The organism is Streptomyces canus (assembly GCF_030815415.1).
Lineage (GTDB): Bacteria > Actinomycetota > Actinomycetes > Streptomycetales > Streptomycetaceae > Streptomyces > Streptomyces canus_F.
On sequence record NZ_JAUSWW010000001.1, the window covers coordinates 8,441,495 to 8,459,056 of the forward strand.

Consider the following 17,562-nt stretch of genomic DNA (forward strand, 5'->3'; position numbering starts at 1 on the left):
CGGCTACCAGGGGGCGAGAGTGCCGTCGAACGAACAGCTCAGCGACCTCCTCGCACCGCACTCCACGGTGCTGCTCACCGTCGAGTGCCAGCAGGGTGTCGTGGGCCCGGACAGCGCACTGCCCGAACTCGCCGAAGAGGCACGGTCGTCGGGCGCCCTCGCCAACGTCGCTCGGCTGGTGACCGCCGCCCACGAGAGCGGGACCCAGGTGATCCACGCCCTCGCCGAACGCCGCCCCGACGGCCGCGGCGCCAACCGCAACGCCCGGCTGTTCCGCGCCGCCGAACGGCTCCCCGTCCAGCAGCTGTCCGGCACCACGGCGGTCCGGATCGCGGCCCCGATCGAGGTCACCGAGGAGGACTTCGTCGTACGACGACTGCACGGCCTGTCGCCGATCCAGGGCACCGACGTCGACCCGCTGCTGCGCAACCTGGGCTGCCGCACCCTCGTCGTCGCCGGTGTCTCCGCCAACGTGGCGATCCCCAACGCCGTGTTCGACGCGGTCAACCGCGGCTACACCGTGGTCGTCCCGACGGACGCGATCGCCGGGGTGCCCTCCGACTACACCTCCGCGATGATCCGCAACACCCTTGCCCTGGTGGCGACCCTGGCGACCACGGCCGACGTGGTGGGCTGTCTCACGCGAGCGCGATCGAGTCGCCGCTCACCGTGATCTTCTGCTCGGGCAGCGGCTGGGTGGCGGGTCCCTTCTGCACGCTGCCGTCGCTCACCGAGAACTCGCTCTTGTGGCACGGACAGGTGATGACCCCGTCGGAGATCCCCGTCACCGCGCATCCCTGATGGGTGCACTTCGACGAGAAGGCCTTGAACTCACCCGCCGCGGGCTGGGTGACCACCACGCCCGCGTCCTTGAAGATCTTGCCGCCGCCCTCGGGTATGTCCGACGTCTTCGCGAGTGCGGTGCCGGAGGCGGCGGCGGACCCGTCGTCGTCCGACCCGCACGCGTTCAGCGTGAGGGCGAGCCCCGCCGCCCCCACCGCCGCCACGACGGTGCGCCGACTCGGTGCCGAGGTGGGATGAAGCGATTCGCTGGACATGGGCACGTCCCCTTCCACGGATATCTCGTGAGCTGCCCAGGGGTACGGACCCGGCGTGCCCGTTGTTCAGCCACCCCTCGGTAACCTGGGGCGATGCTCAAGGAAGCCATCGCGACCCGCTTCATCACGCCCCTGCGTGAGGGCGGCTCGCTGCCGGGGCTCGTCGAGGCCGACGATCTCGGGACCTACGTCCTCAAGTTCACCGGCGCCGGGCAGGGCCGCAAGACACTCGTCGCCGAGGTCGTCGTCGGTGAACTCGCCCGCCGCCTCGGCTTCCGGGTGCCCCGGTTGGTGACGCTCGCCCTGGACCCGGTGCTCGGCCTCGGCGAGCCCGAGCAGCAGGTGCAGGACCTGCTCCGCGGCAGCGGCGGCGCCAACCTGGGCATGGACTTCCTCTCCGGCGCCCTCGGCTTCGACCCGCTCGCCTTCACGGTGGACCCGCGGGAGGCCGGCCGGATCGTCTGGTTCGACGCGCTGGTCAACAACGTCGACCGCTCCTGGCGCAACCCCAACCTGCTGATGTGGCACGGCGATCTGTGGCTCATCGACCACGGCGCGACCATGATCTGGCACCACAACTGGCCCGGCGCCGAGGCCTCCGCGGCCCGCCCGTACGACGCCTCCGACCACGCCCTCGCGCGCTTCCGGCCGGACGTCGAGGCCGCCGCCGCGCACCTGGCACCCCTCGTCACCGAGGACCTCCTCGCCGAGGTCACCGCCGAGATCCCGGACGTCTGGCTGGCCGGCGAACCCGGCTTCGCCACCCCGGACGACCTCCGCCGCGCCTACGTCCGCCCGCTGCACGCCCGTGCCGCCGTCATCCACGACCGCATCAACGGCATCGAGGGAACCAAGTGACCGAGCGCCACATCATCCGGGGGAGCGAGCGCAACGACCGGGACGTGTACGAGTACGCGCTGCTGAGGATCGTCCCCCGCATCGAACGCGGCGAGTGCATCAACGCCGGGGTGCTCGTGTACTGCCGTGCCAAGGCGTACGTCGGCGTCCGCACCCACCTCGACGAGGCGAAGCTGCTGGTCCTCGACCCGGAGGCGGACGTGGCCGGCGTACGTGCCGCGCTCCGTGCCGTCGAGGGGATCTGCGCGGGCGGCGAAGCGGCAGGCCAGGCGGCTTCCGACGACGCGGGCCGACGCTTTCGCTGGCTCATCGCGCCGCGCTCGACGGTCGTCCAGCCCGGGCCCGTGCACACCGGACTCACCGCCGATCCGACGGCCGAGCCGGAGCGCTTGCTGAACCTCCTGGTGAGGTAATGGATCACACTCGGCTCATGTGACGTTGACACCGCGTGCCAGGGCTTCTAGCGTCACGTCTGCTGAAGGTACTAAGCGGTCGCTCACCAGACGGGCGTCCTTCTCGAGGGCGAGGAGAACCAGCAATGTCCACCACTGAGCAGCGGGTCGCCGTGGTCACCGGCGGAGCGCGGGGCATCGGCGCCGCCACCGCCGTACGACTGGCCGCCGAGGGCCGCGCGGTCGCCGTGATCGACCTCGACGAGGCCGCCTGCAAGGACACCGTGGAGAAGATCACCGCGGCGGGCGGCAAGGCGATCGCGGTCGGCGCGGACGTCTCCGACGAGGCCCAGGTCGAGGCGGCCGTCGCCCGGGTCGTCGCCGAACTCGGCGCCCCGACGATCCTCGTCAACAACGCGGGCGTGCTCCGCGACAACCTGCTGTTCAAGATGAGCGTCTCGGATTGGGACACCGTCCTGGGCGTCCATCTGCGCGGCTCCTTCCTGATGACGAAGGCCGTCCAGAAGCACATGGTCGACGCCGGCTTCGGTCGCGTGGTCAACCTGTCCTCCTCCTCGGCGCTCGGCAACCGCGGCCAGGCCAACTACTCCGCCGCCAAGGCCGGCCTCCAGGGCTTCACCAAGACCCTCGCCATCGAGCTCGGCAAGTTCGGCATCACCGCCAACGCCGTCGCCCCCGGCTTCATCGCCACCGACATGACCGCCGCCACCGCGGCCCGCGTCGGCATGGACTTCGAGGAGTTCAAGGCCGCCGCCGCCAGCCAGATCCCCGTCGCCCGTGTCGGCTACCCCGAGGACATCGCCAACGCGATCGCCTTCTTCACCGACGAGGCCGCCGGCTTCGTCTCCGGCCAGGTGCTGTACGTGGCCGGCGGACCGCTCGACTAGGGATCACGGACATGACTGAACTTCCTGAGCTCTCCGGCAAGGTCGCCCTCGTCACGGGCGCCAGCCGCGGCATCGGCTACGGCGTCGCCGAGGCGCTCGTCGCCCGCGGCGACCGCGTGATCATCACCGGCCGCAACGAGGACGCCCTGAAGGAGGCCGTCGAGCAGCTCGGCGCCGACCGGGTCGTCGGCGTCGCCGGCAAGGCCCACGACGAGGAGCACCAGGCCGTCGCCGTCGCGCGTGCCATGGAGGCCTTCGGCCGCGTCGACTACCTGATCAACAACGCCGGCACCAACCCGGTGTTCGGGCCGATCGCCGACCTCGACCTGAACGTGGCCCGCAAGGTGTTCGAGACCAACGTGATCTCGGCGCTCGGCTTCGCGCAGAAGACCTGGCACGCCTGGCAGAAGGACAACGGCGGCGCGATCGTCAACATCGCCTCCGTCGCGGGCGTCGCGCCCTCGCCCTTCATCGCCGCGTACGGCGTCAGCAAGGCCGCCATGATCAACCTGACCGCGCAGCTCGCCCACGAGTTCGCGCCCAAGGTGCGGGTCAACGCGATCGCCCCGGCGGTCGTGAAGACCAAGTTCGCGCAGGCCCTGTACGAGGGCCGGGAGGCCGAGGCCGCCGCGTCCTACCCGCTGGGCCGGCTCGGTGTGCCCGCCGACATCGGCGGCGCCGCGGCGTTTCTGACCTCCGCGCAGTCCGACTGGATCACCGGCCAGACCCTCGTCGTCGACGGCGGCATCTTCCTCAACGCCGGCGTCGGCTGACCGACCCCGCACACACCACGGGCGCCACTGGACACCAGTGGCGCCCGTGTCCATGTACAGCACCTGCACAGGCCCTCGACAACGCCGACACAGCAGCACCTCCTGTCCACACGCCGGAGGACCCGGTTCAGGTCGCGTAAAGCTGCGGTATGGTCTGCCAACCCTTGGTATGGCAGCTCGAGGAGCGTGCGCGTGTTCAACCGGATCAGAGGCCTTCGGCGGATAGCAGCCATCGCATCCATATCGTCGCTGGTGGCCGGATGTGGTGTGTTCTCCTCGGATTCCTCCGATGGCGGGGACCCGATCGTCGTCGGAACCACCAGTGCCCCGGCCACGCTGGACCCCGCGGCCTCCTGGGACAACTCCTGGGAGCTGTTCCGCAACGTCTATCAGACGCTCCTGAACTATTCCCCCGGTGGCACCGACCCCGAGCCCGACGCCGCCGAGAGCTGCGAGTTCACGGACACGTCGAGCACCGAGTACAGCTGCACGCTGCGCGAGGGCCTGAAGTTCTCCAACGGGCACACACTGGACGCCAAGGCCGTCAAGTACTCGATCGACCGGATCAAGAAGATCAACGTCAACGGCGGCCCCGCGGGCCTGTTGGGCACTCTCTCCCGTGTGCAGGTGAAGAGCGATCTCGAGGTCGTTTTCCATCTCAGCCAGCCCGACGCCACGTTCCCCCTGGTGCTCACCACGCCCGCCATGTCGATCGTGGACCCCGAGGAGTACTCCGCGACCGAGATCCGTAAGGACGGCGAGATCAGTGGCTCGGGGCCCTACACCCTCGACGCCTACGACGAGGGCAAGAAGGCCGAACTCGTCAGCAACGACAACTACAAGGGCATAGCGGATCCCAAGAACAGCGCCGTCACCATCCGCTACTTCCCGCAGTCGGACGACATGGTGGACGCCCTCAGGAGCAAGGAGATCTCGGTCGTCTACCGCGGTCTCGCCGCCTCCGACACCGTGGACATCGAGGAGAACCAGCGCAAGGAAGGGCTCCAGCTGGTTGAGAACGCCACCTCCGAGATCAGTTACCTGGTGTTCAACCCCAGCGACCCGTGGGCCGCGAAGCCCGCGGTCCGCAAGGCCGTCGCCCAGATCGTCGACCGCGCGGCGCTCGTGCACAAGGTCTACAAGGACACCGTCCAGCCGCTGTACTCGATGGTCCCGGCCGGACTCACCGGCCACACGACGGGCTTCTTCGACGACTTCGGAAGTCCCAGCGTGGCCAAGGCCAAGCGGCTCCTCACCCAGGCGGGGATCACCGAGCAGGTCCCGCTGACCCTCTGGTACACCAACGACCGCTACGGCTCGACGACCAAGCCCGCCTTCGAGGAGCTGAAGAAGCAGCTGGAGGCCTCCGGCCTGTTCACGATCACCCTCAAGAGCCGCCCGTGGAAGACCTACGTCGAGGGCTACCAGAAGGGCGAGTACCCGGTGTTCGGGCGCGGTTGGTTCCCCGACTTCAACGACGCCGACAACTTCATCGCACCCTTCGTGGGTGAGCAGAACGCGCTCGGCACCCCGTACGACGCCCCCGAGATCACCGGGAAGCTGCTGCCGGAGTCGCGCGCGGAGAGCGACCGCGGGGCCGTGACCCAGCAGATCGAGGACGCTCAGCAGATCCTCGTGGACGACGCACGGCTGCTGCCGCTGTGGCAGGGCAAGCAGTACGTGGCCGCGGACGAGGAGGTCGGCGGTCTGGAGAACGTCATCGACCCGGCGACCATGATGACGATGTGGGAGCTGTACCGGAAGACCAGCTGGTAGCGGCGCGATGTCAGTGGTCGCCTGTAGGTTCTGAGACCTGAAGTGACCGCACGACATAAGGACGTTGACGTGACCGACATCGCCATGCTGCCCGAGTCCTGGCGCGGGGTCCTGGGCGACGAGCTCCAGCAGCCCTATTTCAAGGAGCTGACCGAGTTCGTCGAGGAGGAGCGGGCGAAGGGTCCCGTCTATCCGCCGCGCGAGGAGGTCTTCGCCGCGCTGGACGCGACGCCGTACGACAAGGTGAAGGTCCTGATCCTCGGTCAGGACCCGTACCACGGCGAGGGCCAGGGTCACGGCCTGTGCTTCTCGGTGCGCCCCGGGGTGAAGACCCCGCCCTCCCTCCGGAACATCTACAAGGAGATGAAGGAGGAGCTGGGCACCCCGATCCCGGACAACGGCTATCTGCTGCCGTGGGCCGAACAGGGTGTCCTGCTGCTCAACGCGGTGCTCACCGTCCGGGCCGGCGAGGCGAACTCGCACAAGGCCAAGGGCTGGGAGAAGTTCACCGACGCCGTCATCCGCGCGGTGGCCGACCGGCCCGACCCGGCGGTCTTCGTGCTGTGGGGCAACTACGCACAGAAGAAGCTCCCGCTGATCGACGAGAGCCGGCACATCGTGGTCAAGGGCGCGCACCCCTCGCCGCTGTCGGCGAAGAAGTTCTTCGGCTCCCGTCCGTTCACGCAGATCAACGAGGCGGTGGAGCTCCAGGGCCACGAGGCGATCGACTGGACGATCCCGAACCTGCGCTGACTGCCGCCGGGCCGGTTCCGCGTCGGACCGGCCCGGTGCCGCCTGACCGGGATTGTCGGTGGGGGCCGTTAGCGTCGGGTGGTATCGACCGACGAGTGCCCGGAGGACGCGGTGGCGGAGCGACAGGAGCAGACGGCGCCCGATGCCGTGATGACGCGGATCGGGCAGGTCGTCATGCTGCATCACGCGGGGGACCGCGAGGAGGCCCGGCACCGCTTCCTGGATCTGTGGGCGGAGATCGGCGAGGACGGCGACCCGCTGCACCGCTGCACCCTCGCCCACTACATGGCCGACACCCACGATGACCCCTCGGACGAACTCGCGTGGGATCTCAGGGCGTTGACGGCCGCCGAGGAACTCACGGACGACCGTCTCGCCGAGCACGAGAGCACGCTCGCGGTCAGGGCGCTGTACCCCTCGCTGCATCTGAACCTCGCGGCCGACTATGTGAAACTCGACCGCTCCGACGCCGCCCGCACACATCTGCGCCGGGCGCGAGGGGCGGCGGAATCACTCGCCGACGACAGCTACGGGGACGGGGTACGGGCGGCGATCAGCAGACTGGAGCTCCGGCTCGGGGAAGGCGGTTCCTCCGGGACCGGGGGGTGGGGGCCGCCGCGACAGCGGCCCTGAGTCGGCGGAGGTCGGGCGGCGCGGGCCGGTGGGGTGCCCATCCGATCGGCCAGCACCCTGCGGCGCCTCGGCCGGCACCGGCGCTTGGTCCGGTGCCTCGCGGGGTCTTGGTCTGATACCTCGTGGCGGCTCGCCCGGTAGCTCGCGGGGCTTGGTCCGGTGCCTCGTGGCGCCTCGCCCGGCACCCGCGCCGCCTCGGCCGCCGACTTGCGGCGCTTGGCCCGGTACCTCGTGGCGCCTCGGCCCGCCGATCTGCGGTGCTTGGGCCGGTACATCCTGGTGCCTCGGTCGGCACGCAAAGTGCCCCGGCCGACACCGTCGCGTGGCTCGGCAGGTGCCCGCCCTCGCACGCGGGCGACTGCCCGGCGCGCGCGTGTGGCGACTGCCCGCCGCGCATGTCTGGCGACCGCCCGCCCTCGCACGTCCGGCGACCGCCCGCCGCTCAGGCCTGGCTGACGCCTGCCATGTCGCCCGGTTAGCGCCCGTATGTCCGCTCGCAGAGCATCACCTCCGGACTGTCCTTGCGCCACCCGCCGTACTGCTTGCCGAGCTTGCAGACGTCCGGGTTCTTCGGGACCTGGGCGGCGACGTCGGGGATCTCGACCCGGGGCCGCGGGGCCTCGGGGCGTGCGGGCTGGGGATGGGCCGGCCGGGCGTGCGGGTGTGAGCGCGGTGCCTGCTGTCCGGGTGCCGGCGCGGTGGCGAGGGAGGGGCGTGCCTCCTTCGGCGAGGGCGCGCTCCGTCTCGACTTGCGGGTCGACTCGATCAGTTGCAGGGCCTCCTGGGCCGGTGCCTGCACGACCTGCGGCTCCGGCCGGCCGTCGGGCCGGGGCGCCGCCGGCTGGGACGGTGCCACCGGCCGACCCGGGGCGACGGATGGGTGCTGGACGGTCACACAGCCGGAGAGGGCCGAGACAGCCACGGTGACCAGGAGCGTTGCGGTCGTCGTCGTTCGATGCACCCGCGCAACTCTGCTGGGTCGCGCCGGATTCGGGACAGCGGACGAGCGGAGGTTGCCCCGCACGGGTGATCTCCGGCCCCGTACGGAGGGCGTGCTCTCCGTGAGGGTGACGTCAGTCGCCGGTCGCGCCGTCGAGGCGCTCGCGGATCAGGTCGGCGTGGCCGTTGTGGCGGGCGTACTCCTCGATCATGTGGGTGTAGATCCACCGCAGGCTGAAGCGTTCGCCGGTGCGCCGGTGCTTGCCCGCGGACAGGTCGTCCAGCCCGAAGCCGGCCGCGTTGCGCCGGGCGACCTCGATCTCGGCCTGCCAGGTGGCGTGGGCCTCCTCCCAGGTGTCCGCCTCGGTGAGATGGAACTCGCCGTCCGGGTCCTCGTCGCTGTAGTAGAGCGGCCCCTGATCGTCGTCCGTCAGCACCTTGCGGAACCAGCCCCGCTCGCACTCCGCCAGATGTCGCACCAGCCCCATCAGGGACAGCTCGGAGGGCTCCACGGCGGCGGTCCTGAGCTGGGCGTCGGTCAGGCCCTGGCACTTCCAGGCCAGGGTCTGCCGGTGGTAGTCGAGCCAGCCCTCCAGCATGGTCCGCTCGTCGGCGTCGGTCGCGGGTTCGCTTCGCTGCGTCGTCATGCCCGCATCGTGTCCCAATCCACCTGGCCCGGCCACGTATTTCAGGTGCCGAGCATCCCGTCGAGCAGTTCCCGCAGTCCCGCCCGCACCTCCTCCGGTCCCGGCAGGCGCGTACTGAACGACCCGGCCACGCAGGAGAACATCAGCCCGTCCGCCCAGGCCACCAGGGACAGCACATGCCGGTCCGGTTCGGTGGAGCCCATGGCCGTGAGGAGGACGGCGAGCTGGTCCCGGAAGCGGGCGCCGGTGGCGTCGAAGTAGGCCCGCAGTTCGGGGCGGCGGGTGGCTTCCAGGGCCAGTTCGTAGCGGGCGAGGGTCAGTTCGCGGTGGTGGGTGAGGGCGCGGTGCGTCGCCAGAGCCAGCGCCTCCACCAGCGCGGGGAGGCCGGCCCGCGGGTCCGGCATCTCGTCGAGCGCCAGCACCTTGGCCTCGCGGTCGGCCAGCCGGCGCACCGCCAGCTCCAGCAGCGCCTGTCGGGTGCGGGCGAGATTCGACGTGGAGCCCTGGGGCAGTGCGGCCGCCTCGTCGACGGCCCGGTGGGTGAGCCCGCGCATTCCGCGCTCGGCGAGCAGGGCGAGCGCGGTGTCGGCGACGAGGTCGGTGCGGGAGGCCGGGGCCGGGTCGGTGCGTACGGGCATGGAGCTCAATCTACCCGGCGCACTACAGCTGTAGTACGGTTGGTGCGGAACTACACCTGTAGTGAGGAGTGGTCATGACACAGATCCGGCGAGTGGTCGTCATCGGCGGCGGCATAGGCGGCCTGACCGCGGCCGCCGCCCTGCACCTGAGCGGCCGCCAGGTCACCGTCCTGGAGCGGGCCCGCTCCCTGGCACCGGTCGGCGCCGCCATCTCCCTGGCACCCAACTCCCTGCGCGCCCTGGACGTCATCGGCCTCGGCGACGAGATCCGCGACCTCGCCGCCTGGACGGGAGACGGAGGCCTGCGCACCCCCGGCGGGCGCTGGCTCTCCCGTTCCAGCGCCGCCGCCGCGGCCGAGCGCTTCGGCGGCCCGCTCGTGCTGCTGCACCGGGCCACCCTCATCAACAGTCTGGCCGCTCTGCTCCCCCCGGACGCCATCCGCACGGCAGCCGGGAGCACCCTCGCCGACCCCGGCGACGCCCGCCGCCCGGCCCGCGTGCGGACGCCCGACGGCGAGCTGGAGGCCGACCTCGTCGTCGCCGCCGACGGCGTCCGCTCCGCCGTACGCGCCACCCTGTTCCCGGACCACCCCGGCGCCGTCTACTCCGGGTTCACCACCTGGCGCGCGGTGATCCCCGTGCCCGCCACGGAGTTCGCCTCGCACGAGACCTGGGGCCGCGGCCGCCTCTGGGGCACCCACCCGCTCAAGGACGGCCGGGTCTACGCGTACGCCGCCGCCCTGGCGCCCGCGGGGGAGCGCGCCCCGGACGAGAGGGCCGAGCTCGTCCGCCGCTACGGCGACTGGCACGACCCCATTCCCGCCGTGCTCGCCGCCGCCCGCCCCGAGGACGTCCTGCGCCACGACGTCCACCACATCGCCGAACCTCTGCCGGCCTTCCACCGCGGCCGGGTCGCCCTCCTCGGTGACGCCGCGCACGCCATGCCCCCGACCCTCGGCCAGGGCGGCAACCAGGCGATCGAGGACGCGGTCGTGCTGGCGCACCATGCGGACGACCTGGCCGCGTACACGGCCGCACGCCTTCCCCGTACGACCGCGATAGCCCGCCAGGCCGTCAGGATCGGACGCCTCAACATGACGCCGAACCGCGCCCTCATGGCCGTACGCGACTCCGCGATCGCCGCGCTCTCCCTCGCCGGTCCGGCCCTCTTCCTGCGCGGATTCGACGGCATCGCCGACTGGCGGCCGCCGCAGCCGCCGTATGCTTCGGTCGTGTCAGGCGCGGGCGAGCGGTAGGGAGAACCCAGTAGTGAAGGTCGGCTGCATCGGACTCGGCGACATCGCCCGGAAGGCCTATCTGCCGGTGCTCGGCGGTGTGCCCGGCGTCGAACTCCATCTGCAGACCCGCACCCCGGCCACGCTGGCCCGGGTCGCCGACGGCCTCCATCTGCCCGGGGCCCAGCGCCATCAGGACCTCGACTCACTGCTCGCCGCCGGACTCGACGCGGCCTTCGTGCACGCGCCCACCGTCGTGCACCCCGAGATCGTGACGCGGCTGCTGGAGGCGGGCGTACCGACGTACGTCGACAAGCCGCTGGCGTACGAACTCGCCGACTCGGAGCGGCTGGTGATCCTCGCGGAGGAGCGGGAGGTGTCCCTCGCGGTCGGCTTCAACCGGCGCTACGCGCCCGGGTACGCACAGTGCGCCGACCACCCCCGCGAGCTGATCCTCATGCAGAAGAACCGGATCAGGCTGCCGGAGGAGCCGCGGTCGATGATCCTCGACGACTTCATCCATGTCGTCGACACCCTGCGCTTCCTGGCTCCGGGCCAGGTCGACGACGTCACCGTGCGCGCCCGGGTCCAGGACGGACTGCTGCACCACCTCGTGCTCCAGCTCTCCGGCGACGGCTTCACCGCGCTCGGTGTGATGAACCGGCTCAGCGGCTCGGCCGAGGAGATCCTGGAGGTGTCCGGGCAGGACACCAAGCGTCAGGTGGTCAACCTCGCCGAGGTCATCGACCACAAGGGGCAGCCGACCGTGCGACGGCGCGGGGACTGGGTTCCGGTCGCCCGGCAGCGCGGCATCGAGCAGGTCGTGATGGCCTTCCTCGACGCCGTGCGCGCGGGGAAGGTGGTCAGCGCCCGGGATGCGCTGGCGACCCATGAGCTGTGCGAACGGGTGGTGCGCGCGGTCCAGGAGCGGACCGCCTGAGCCGCAGGACCCGGACTCCCTGCCCCGCGCACCAGACGGCGAGGATGAGCAGCGCCGCGTGGGGCACCCAGTCGCCGAAGCGGACGTACGGCGTGACACCCGTGGCCAGCGGTACCTCGTAGACCGTCGTCGCGCTCGCGCTCGTGCCCAGCCATGAGCCGACCCGCTGTCCCTCCGGGCCGTAGACGGCCGAGACACCGGTCAGGGTTGAGTGGACCATCGGGCGGCCCGTCTCGGCGGCGCGCAGGGCGGCGAGCGAGGCGTGCTGCTCGGGGGCCCAGCTGTGCTGGAAGCTCGACGTCGACGACTGGGCGATCAGCACCTCGGCACCGTCCTCGGCCAGATGCCGGCTCATGTCGGGGAACGCGGACTCGAAGCAGACCATCGGACCGATCCGCAGACCGTGGCCGACGTCCATCACGACCTGTTCGGAGCCCTGCCTGCGGTTCACGCCCGCAGCCTTGCCCACCGAGGTCGCCCAGCCGAGCAGTGAGCGGAAGGGGATGTACTCGCCGAAGGGCACGAGCCGCATCTTGTCGTAGCGATCGCCGGTGAGCCCGGCGGGGCCGACGAGCACCGAACTCTTGTAGATGCCGGGCTTGTCGGAGCGCCGGGCGTCCACGTTGACGAGGATGTCGGCGCCGGTCTCGCTCGAGAGCGCGGCGAGCCTGCGGGCGAGGTCGGGCCGGTCGACGAGGTCGAAGCCGACACTGCTCTCGCCCCACACCACCAGGTCCACGTCCTGCCCGGCCAGTCGACGGGTGAGCTGTTCCTCGCGGGCGAAGCGCCGGTCGACGCCCTCGATGACACCCGGCTGTACGACGGCGATCCGTACGCCGCCGTCGGCTTCCGGGCGCGGCGACCACATCCAGGCCGCCGAGGCGGCGGCGGCCGCGGCCAGGAGAGCGGCCAGCGCGGGAACGCGGGACTGCCGGACGGTGATCAGCACGGCGACGGCGACGTTCACGGCCACCACCAGGAAGCTGATCAGCCACACCCCGCCCACCGAGGCCAGCCGCAGCGCCGGCTCCACCTCCCACTGACTGGCGCCGAGCATGCCCCAGGGCCCGCCGAGGCCCTGCCAGGAACGGACGAGCTCCACCAGCAGCCAGCCCGAGGGCAGCACGAGGAGGGCGCCGCAGATCCGGCCGCGCGAGGGCGTCCCGGCGAGGAAGCTGCGGACCAGCCATCCCCAGGGCAGCCACAGTGCGCCGAGGAGGGCCGCGATGACGAAGGTGAACACATGCAGGCTCGGCAGCAGCCAGTGGTGCATGGCCAGCATGAACCCGAGCCCGCCGAACCAGCCGTCGTACGCCGCCCTCTTCCCGGTCGGTGCGGAGCGGACCAGGACGATCCAGGGGACCAGGGCGACGTAGGCGAACCACCACAGGGACGGGGCGGGGAAGGCGAGCACGGGCAGGGCGCCGGCGAGCGCGGCGGCGGTGGAACGTCGCCAGGGGGAGGTGAGCCAGTGGCCGAGCGTCTTCATACGGCGCCTCCTACCCCGTGCGTCCCTCAAGTGTGCGTGGTGCGTGGTGCGGACGCCCCGGGGACAGCGGGAGCCGACTCAGTTGATCACGGACGGGGGGTGGGGGCAGGGAGGCGCCGCCACTTCTCCTGTACGACGACCTCGCGGAGCCGCCAGCCGTCGTGCGTGCGCAGCAGCCCGAAGGCGTAGCGGCCGCCGCAGATGAAGTCCGGGGCCGCACCGGCTCCGTCGCCGTCCCGGTCGATGCGCATCGGATTGACGTAGTCGGCCTGGACGCGGGCCGTGTCGCCTGTGTCGTGGTCCCACTGACCGAAGGCGATACGCCGGTTGACGATCAGATGCTGCCGCATCGAGAACACCCGCAGGCTCTCCGCGAGCCAGGTGGCGACCTGCCCGGCGTCTCCCTCGACACCGCCGGCCGAGCGGTAGTCCGCGCGTCCGTCCGAGGCGAACAGCTTTCGGTACCCCTCCCAGTCGCCGTCGTCCACGGCCACCGCGTACTCGGTGATCAGTTCGTCGACGGCCAGCCGGTCCATCACGGTGGCGAGCTCCACACGCTGCGTCATCGGCTCAGTGTTGGGCACGGGGCGGGCGGGGCCAAGAGGCGTGCGGTGACATTCGGGTGGCGGGCCGGGTGGCGGCTCATGGCGTCGCCTCCTCGTCGAGGACGTCGGCCGCCCATGCGGTCGCCACCGGCAGGAACTCGTGTTCGGCCGCGTGCGCCGCCATCCGGGCGTTCCGTGCCCCGGCCTCCGGCCCGTCCGGGAGGTGGAACTCGTCGCCCGCGTGCGCGGAACGGGCCTGCATCCGCGTGGCGGTGGTCAGCCGGCGGCGTACGTACCGGTCGAGTGCGGCGGGTACGTCGGCGGGGTCCGCGTCCGTGAGGCAGTCGCCGAGCACGGCCGCGTCGAGGATCGCCTGGGCCGCACCCTGGGCCTGGAACGGCACCATCGCGTGGGCGCTGTCGCCCAGCAGGGTCACCCGTCCGGCGTTCCAGCGGGGGAGCGGGGAGCGGGTGTGGACGCCCCAGCGGTACATCCGCCCCGCGCGTTCGAGGACCCGGACGATCCGGGGGTCCCACCCCTCGAAGGCGTGCAGCGGCTCTCCGGGCTCCGCGAGGGCGGTCCACGACTCCTGTGCCGTCTTCGTCCCGAACACGGCCACGACGTTGAGGAGTTCGCCACGGCGCACCCGGTAGTGGACGAAGTGCCGGCCGGGGCCGAGCCAGATCCCGGTGTCGGGCAGGTCCAGATCGGCGACCTGCCCGGCCGGGAGGAGTGCCCGGTACGCGGCGGTGTTGGAGAACACCGCCGCGTCCGCGCCGAAGAGCCACTGGCGGGCCGCCGAGCGGATGCCGTCCGCGGCCACGACGAGGTCCGCCGACAGCCGCTCGCCACCGGCCGTCGTCACCTGGGCGGACCCCTCGTCCTGGCCGATCCCCACGACCTGGGTGCCGAGCCGCACCGACTCGGACGGCACGGCGGCGGCCAGGGCCTGCTGCAGATCGGCCCGGTGCAGTTGCAGATAGGGCGCCCCGAACGCGTCGTCGACCTCGCGGCCGAGCGCGTAGTGGCAGATCTCCGTCCCGTCGGACCAGGCGCGGAAGCTCAGCCGGCCGGGCGGGGCGGCCTGCGCGGCGACCGCGTCGAGCCGGTCCAGGAGGCGCAGCACCCGCGTGGCGTTGGGCGCGAGCTGGATCCCGGCGCCGGTCTCGGTGAACCGCGGCAGCTGCTCGACCAGCGTGACCTCGTGCCCGGCGCGGCGCAGACTCAGCGTCGCGGCCAGCCCGCCGATGCCCGCGCCTATGACGATGGCTCGCATGACACGACGGTAGCGAAGGGAACTCCGGTGCCGTACGGGGGATTTCGGGCGTCGGTACGACCACGGCCGAGGGCTCGCGGTACGCCGGCCGCCTGCCCCCAGGGGTGAAGAGGTCTCCATCGTGGCAGGTGGGAGGACCGGTGACCCGGCAGGTCAGAGGAGCACACGCAACCGCTCGAACGCCGTCGGTGTCGGGCGGTCCGGCAGGAACTCCTTGATGCGCAGGGCGCATTCCCTCGGGGTGGCGCTGTCGGTGTCGCACTCGATGTCGTAGATCCCGTGGGAGTGCACCTGCTCCAGTTGGCCGGCCGCGAGCCCGGGCGGCCGGTCGCCCCGCTCGCTCTCCCGGCGCGCCAGCTCCAGGGGCGGGCAGTACACGCCGACGAACACCACGTCCCGGGGTGCGAACAGCGACAGGCAGTCGTGGAGCCGCCACTGGGCGCTCAGCACATGGTCGACGACGACGTTGTTCCCCGCGGCCGCCATCCCCGCGACCGCGCGGTGGAAGCCCTGCCAGGTGCGGTGCAGCAGGGCGGCCACCTGGTCCGGCGGCACGGAGGCACTCGAGCGCATCGCGTGGAACGCGTCCACGGGCATGTGGAACCAGGGTTCGTCCAGGATCGACAGCAGTTCGGTCGCGATGCTCGACTTGCCCGAACTGGAGGTGCCGTTCAGGAAGATGACGAGGCCCTGGCGCGCGGGGACGCTGTCGAGATGCTCCATGGGGTGGATCTTAGGGGGCGCTTCGGCGACCGGTGAGGGATCATCGTGCGATGACGCATGCCGCTTCCTTCCGCCACCAGTTCCGGTACGGCGGTTTCTACGAGTTGGGCATCGAGGTCGGTTCGACGGACGACGCCGGGCTTCAGGCCGTCCTGAGCGCGGTGTGGGCCGCGGCAGGCGTGCAGGGGTGCTACGGGCACGGGGACCGGGAGCCGGAGGAGCAGGAGGCCGTGCCCTGCACGGTCGCCTCGCTGCAGGAGTTCGGGCATCTCCACGGCCGGGTCCGGCTGCCTTCGGGGGACCTCGCCGCGTGCGGGGTCATGGCGGTCCGTGGCGGTGACGACAGCAGTGACTGGCTGGACTTCTATGTGCCGGACAGCGCGTTGGACGCTGCCGGAGTCTCCTACTGGGACGGTCGGTCCTTCTACCGCTCCGCCCTGATCGACGACTGGCTGGCCGGCATCGCCGCCGAGGCCTTCCGCAGCGCGCCGTTCAGTTGTGCCGCCGTCGGCTGGGAGGTCTCCGGATGCATCGACGCGGCGTCATTGGCCGGTGAGCTGCCCGAGAAGCGGGGCGTGGGCTATCTGGTGCCCCGCGACGGTGTCCTGCGCTATGGCCCGGCCAACGACTAGCCGCAGGCCTTGGTTCAGGCCGCCTTGGTGACTGTCGCTCGGATCGCGGCCGCCCACTCGACCACCAACAACTCGTATTCCTCGCGCTCCTGGGCCGACAGCGATCCGCCCGCCCGCAGCCACAGCGCACGGATCTGCTCGTTCACTTCGGCAGCAGACCGCACGGAACCAGAGGCCACGGAATAGGGGGGCATGAGGACAAGCCTAAGGGCAGGAACTGACACTCCGCTACCGAACGGCTACACACAACGTATGTGATGGGTCACGGTGTTCGCTGTGTGAACGTGTTGACTCCGCTGTCGTGGGCGTCAGCCGGACGACTCCGCCGCGTGCGGGCTCAGCCCGCCGAACGTCACCAGCAGGATGATCACGATGCCGAGCACGATGCGGTACCAGACGAACGGCATGAAGCTCTTGGTCGAGATGAACTTCATGAACCACGCGATGACCACGTATCCGACGATGAACGCGATGATCGTCGCGAAGATCGTCTGGGGCCAGTCCACGTGGCCGCCCTCCATCGCGTCCTTGGTCTCGAAGAGGCCGGACGCGAGAACCGCGGGGATGGCGAGGAGGAAGGAGTAGCGGGCCGCGGACTCGCGCTTGTAGCCCATGAAGAGGCCGCCGCTGATGGTGGCACCGGAGCGGGAGACGCCCGGGATGAGAGCGCAGGCCTGGCAGAGGCCGAAGATCAGGCCGTCCCGTATGCCCAGGTTCTCCAGGCCCTTGCGCTGCTTGGCCGCGCGGTGCTTGCCGCCGCTCTCGTCGCGGGCCGCCATCCGGTCGGCGATGCCGATGATGATGCCCACCACGATCAGCATGGTCGCCGTGATCCGCAGATCGCGGAACGGCCCCTCGATCTGGTCCTTGAGCGTCACGCCGAGCACCCCGATGGGGATCGAGCCGACGATGACCAGCCAGCCCATCTGGGCGTCGTGGTTGCTCCGCATCTCCTTGTTGAACAGGGACCGGGTCCACGCCGAGATGATCCGCCCGATGTCCTTGCGGAAGTAGATCAGTACGGCCGCCTCGGTACCGATCTGCGTGATCGCTGTGAAGGCCGCGCCGGGGTCGTCCCACTTCGCGAAAGCCGCGGTCAGCCGCAGGTGCGCGCTGGAGGAGACGGGGAGGAACTCGGTCAGCCCCTGGACGAGTCCGAGGATGAAGGATTCAAACCAAGACATGAAGGTAGGGAGTCCAAGCGCTGATCGGGGGGAGGAGTAATGGGCACACCGAGCCGTCCGGGCGCGGTGATCACAGGTGTGGAGGGCAGCCTAGCGGCCTCGGATGACGGGGCTGGCACAGGGTGCGGGCCGAGCGCCGGTGAGCAGGGAGTACGGGCTGTTG

Annotated in this window: 21 protein-coding genes; 11 read left to right on the top strand and 10 right to left on the bottom strand. The window is 71.0% G+C overall.

What is annotated here, in order from left to right; all coding sequences use genetic code 11:
- The first annotated feature begins 19 nt into the window (after positions 1-19).
- Positions 20-673 carry a cysteine hydrolase gene (locus QF037_RS39060; protein WP_307033548.1) on the top strand — a complete coding sequence of 218 codons (654 nt, stop codon included), beginning with the start codon at positions 20-22 and terminating at the stop codon, positions 671-673.
- On the opposite strand, the gene QF037_RS39065 is transcribed toward QF037_RS39060, so the two are convergent.
- Positions 639-1,058: a Rieske (2Fe-2S) protein gene (locus QF037_RS39065; protein WP_266895305.1), complete on the bottom strand. Its 420-nt coding sequence runs from the start codon at positions 1,056-1,058 to the stop codon at positions 639-641. The genes QF037_RS39060 and QF037_RS39065 overlap by 35 nt on opposite strands.
- 93 nt (positions 1,059-1,151) lie before the next feature.
- Here QF037_RS39065 and QF037_RS39070 point away from each other — a divergent pair, with 93 nt between their 5' ends.
- The 7 genes from QF037_RS39070 to QF037_RS39100 all read left to right on the top strand — a co-directional run bounded on the left by QF037_RS39070 (position 1,152) and on the right by QF037_RS39100 (position 7,151).
- Positions 1,152-1,916 (top strand): HipA family kinase, encoded by a 765-nt coding sequence (locus QF037_RS39070; protein WP_307033551.1) that lies wholly within the window; start codon positions 1,152-1,154, stop codon positions 1,914-1,916.
- Entirely contained in the window at positions 1,913-2,329 is a 417-nt protein-coding gene (locus tag QF037_RS39075; RefSeq protein WP_307033553.1) for a DUF3037 domain-containing protein, read from the top strand. Before QF037_RS39070 ends, QF037_RS39075 begins: the two co-directional genes overlap by 4 nt.
- Before the next feature lie 125 nt (positions 2,330-2,454).
- Complete coding sequence (gene fabG, locus QF037_RS39080) at positions 2,455-3,216, top strand: 3-oxoacyl-ACP reductase FabG (protein ID WP_307033555.1); 762 nt, start codon at positions 2,455-2,457, stop codon at positions 3,214-3,216.
- A gap of 11 nt (positions 3,217-3,227) precedes the next feature.
- A complete protein-coding gene (locus QF037_RS39085) occupies positions 3,228-3,989 on the top strand; it encodes an SDR family oxidoreductase (protein WP_307033557.1) in 762 nt (253 codons plus the stop codon).
- Positions 3,990-4,181: 192 nt separating this feature from the next.
- Entirely contained in the window at positions 4,182-5,765 is a 1,584-nt protein-coding gene (locus QF037_RS39090; protein ID WP_307033559.1) for an ABC transporter substrate-binding protein, read from the top strand.
- 69 nt (positions 5,766-5,834) lie between these two features.
- Positions 5,835-6,518, top strand: coding sequence for a uracil-DNA glycosylase (locus QF037_RS39095; RefSeq protein WP_307033561.1), 684 nt, complete (start codon positions 5,835-5,837; stop codon positions 6,516-6,518).
- A 111-nt stretch (positions 6,519-6,629) separates the two neighbouring features.
- Positions 6,630-7,151 (top strand): hypothetical protein, encoded by a 522-nt coding sequence (locus QF037_RS39100; RefSeq protein ID WP_307033563.1) that lies wholly within the window; start codon positions 6,630-6,632, stop codon positions 7,149-7,151.
- 475 nt (positions 7,152-7,626) lie between these two features.
- On the opposite strand, the gene QF037_RS39105 is transcribed toward QF037_RS39100, so the two are convergent.
- The 3 genes from QF037_RS39105 to QF037_RS39115 form a co-directional block, all read right to left on the bottom strand.
- Positions 7,627-8,112 (bottom strand): hypothetical protein, encoded by a 486-nt coding sequence (locus QF037_RS39105; protein WP_307033565.1) that lies wholly within the window; start codon positions 8,110-8,112, stop codon positions 7,627-7,629.
- A gap of 112 nt (positions 8,113-8,224) precedes the next feature.
- Positions 8,225-8,737: a DinB family protein gene (locus QF037_RS39110; RefSeq protein WP_307033567.1), complete on the bottom strand. Its 513-nt coding sequence runs from the start codon at positions 8,735-8,737 to the stop codon at positions 8,225-8,227.
- Between the two features lie 41 nt (positions 8,738-8,778).
- Entirely contained in the window at positions 8,779-9,375 is a 597-nt protein-coding gene (locus QF037_RS39115; protein ID WP_307033569.1) for a TetR/AcrR family transcriptional regulator, read from the bottom strand.
- A 74-nt stretch (positions 9,376-9,449) separates the two neighbouring features.
- Between QF037_RS39115 and QF037_RS39120 the strand changes: the two genes are divergently transcribed.
- Positions 9,450-10,631, top strand: a complete 1,182-nt coding sequence (locus QF037_RS39120) for an FAD-dependent monooxygenase (RefSeq protein WP_307033571.1) — start codon at positions 9,450-9,452, stop codon at positions 10,629-10,631.
- Between the two features lie 13 nt (positions 10,632-10,644).
- On the top strand, positions 10,645-11,550 hold the full coding sequence (locus QF037_RS39125; protein WP_307033573.1) for a Gfo/Idh/MocA family protein: 906 nt from the start codon (positions 10,645-10,647) through the stop codon (positions 11,548-11,550).
- Here the strand turns inward: QF037_RS39125 and lnt are convergent.
- The 4 genes from lnt to QF037_RS39145 all read right to left on the bottom strand — a co-directional run bounded on the left by lnt (position 11,474) and on the right by QF037_RS39145 (position 15,583).
- Positions 11,474-13,039 carry an apolipoprotein N-acyltransferase gene (gene lnt / locus QF037_RS39130; protein ID WP_307033575.1) on the bottom strand — a complete coding sequence of 522 codons (1,566 nt, stop codon included), beginning with the start codon at positions 13,037-13,039 and terminating at the stop codon, positions 11,474-11,476. The genes QF037_RS39125 and lnt overlap by 77 nt on opposite strands.
- Positions 13,040-13,125: 86 nt before the next feature.
- On the bottom strand, positions 13,126-13,605 hold the full coding sequence (locus QF037_RS39135; RefSeq protein WP_307033577.1) for a nuclear transport factor 2 family protein: 480 nt from the start codon (positions 13,603-13,605) through the stop codon (positions 13,126-13,128).
- 76 nt (positions 13,606-13,681) lie between these two features.
- Positions 13,682-14,860 carry an FAD-dependent monooxygenase gene (locus tag QF037_RS39140; protein WP_307033579.1) on the bottom strand — a complete coding sequence of 393 codons (1,179 nt, stop codon included), beginning with the start codon at positions 14,858-14,860 and terminating at the stop codon, positions 13,682-13,684.
- A 153-nt stretch (positions 14,861-15,013) separates the two neighbouring features.
- Positions 15,014-15,583: a chloramphenicol phosphotransferase CPT family protein gene (locus QF037_RS39145; RefSeq protein ID WP_307033581.1), complete on the bottom strand. Its 570-nt coding sequence runs from the start codon at positions 15,581-15,583 to the stop codon at positions 15,014-15,016.
- Between the two features lie 50 nt (positions 15,584-15,633).
- Here QF037_RS39145 and QF037_RS39150 point away from each other — a divergent pair, with 50 nt between their 5' ends.
- The gene (locus QF037_RS39150; RefSeq protein ID WP_307033583.1) at positions 15,634-16,215 is read left to right on the top strand and encodes a hypothetical protein; all 582 of its coding nucleotides are present in this window, start codon (positions 15,634-15,636) and stop codon (positions 16,213-16,215) included.
- Positions 16,216-16,229: 14 nt separating this feature from the next.
- Here QF037_RS39150 and QF037_RS39155 read toward each other — a convergent pair whose 3' ends face one another.
- Both QF037_RS39155 and QF037_RS39160 read right to left on the bottom strand, forming a co-directional pair.
- Positions 16,230-16,409, bottom strand: coding sequence for a hypothetical protein (locus QF037_RS39155; RefSeq protein WP_307033585.1), 180 nt, complete (start codon positions 16,407-16,409; stop codon positions 16,230-16,232).
- 114 nt (positions 16,410-16,523) lie between these two features.
- A complete protein-coding gene (locus QF037_RS39160; RefSeq protein ID WP_307033587.1) occupies positions 16,524-17,399 on the bottom strand; it encodes an undecaprenyl-diphosphate phosphatase in 876 nt (291 codons plus the stop codon).
- Positions 17,400-17,562 lie beyond the last annotated feature (163 nt).

Coding starts and splice junctions, on each gene's coding strand:
- QF037_RS39065 (WP_266895305.1), bottom strand. CDS start 1,058: ATGTCCAGCGAATCGCTTCATCCCACCTCGGCACCGAGTCGGCGCACC.
- QF037_RS39070 (WP_307033551.1), top strand. CDS start 1,152: ATGCTCAAGGAAGCCATCGCGACCCGCTTCATCACGCCCCTGCGTGAG.
- fabG (WP_307033555.1), top strand. CDS start 2,455: ATGTCCACCACTGAGCAGCGGGTCGCCGTGGTCACCGGCGGAGCGCGG.
- QF037_RS39085 (WP_307033557.1), top strand. CDS start 3,228: ATGACTGAACTTCCTGAGCTCTCCGGCAAGGTCGCCCTCGTCACGGGC.
- QF037_RS39110 (WP_307033567.1), bottom strand. CDS start 8,737: ATGACGACGCAGCGAAGCGAACCCGCGACCGACGCCGACGAGCGGACC.
- QF037_RS39115 (WP_307033569.1), bottom strand. CDS start 9,375: ATGCCCGTACGCACCGACCCGGCCCCGGCCTCCCGCACCGACCTCGTC.
- QF037_RS39120 (WP_307033571.1), top strand. CDS start 9,450: ATGACACAGATCCGGCGAGTGGTCGTCATCGGCGGCGGCATAGGCGGC.
- lnt (WP_307033575.1), bottom strand. CDS start 13,039: ATGAAGACGCTCGGCCACTGGCTCACCTCCCCCTGGCGACGTTCCACC.
- QF037_RS39135 (WP_307033577.1), bottom strand. CDS start 13,605: ATGACGCAGCGTGTGGAGCTCGCCACCGTGATGGACCGGCTGGCCGTC.
- QF037_RS39140 (WP_307033579.1), bottom strand. CDS start 14,860: ATGCGAGCCATCGTCATAGGCGCGGGCATCGGCGGGCTGGCCGCGACG.
- QF037_RS39145 (WP_307033581.1), bottom strand. CDS start 15,583: ATGGAGCATCTCGACAGCGTCCCCGCGCGCCAGGGCCTCGTCATCTTC.
- QF037_RS39150 (WP_307033583.1), top strand. CDS start 15,634: ATGACGCATGCCGCTTCCTTCCGCCACCAGTTCCGGTACGGCGGTTTC.
- QF037_RS39155 (WP_307033585.1), bottom strand. CDS start 16,409: ATGCCCCCCTATTCCGTGGCCTCTGGTTCCGTGCGGTCTGCTGCCGAA.
- QF037_RS39160 (WP_307033587.1), bottom strand. CDS start 17,399: ATGTCTTGGTTTGAATCCTTCATCCTCGGACTCGTCCAGGGGCTGACC.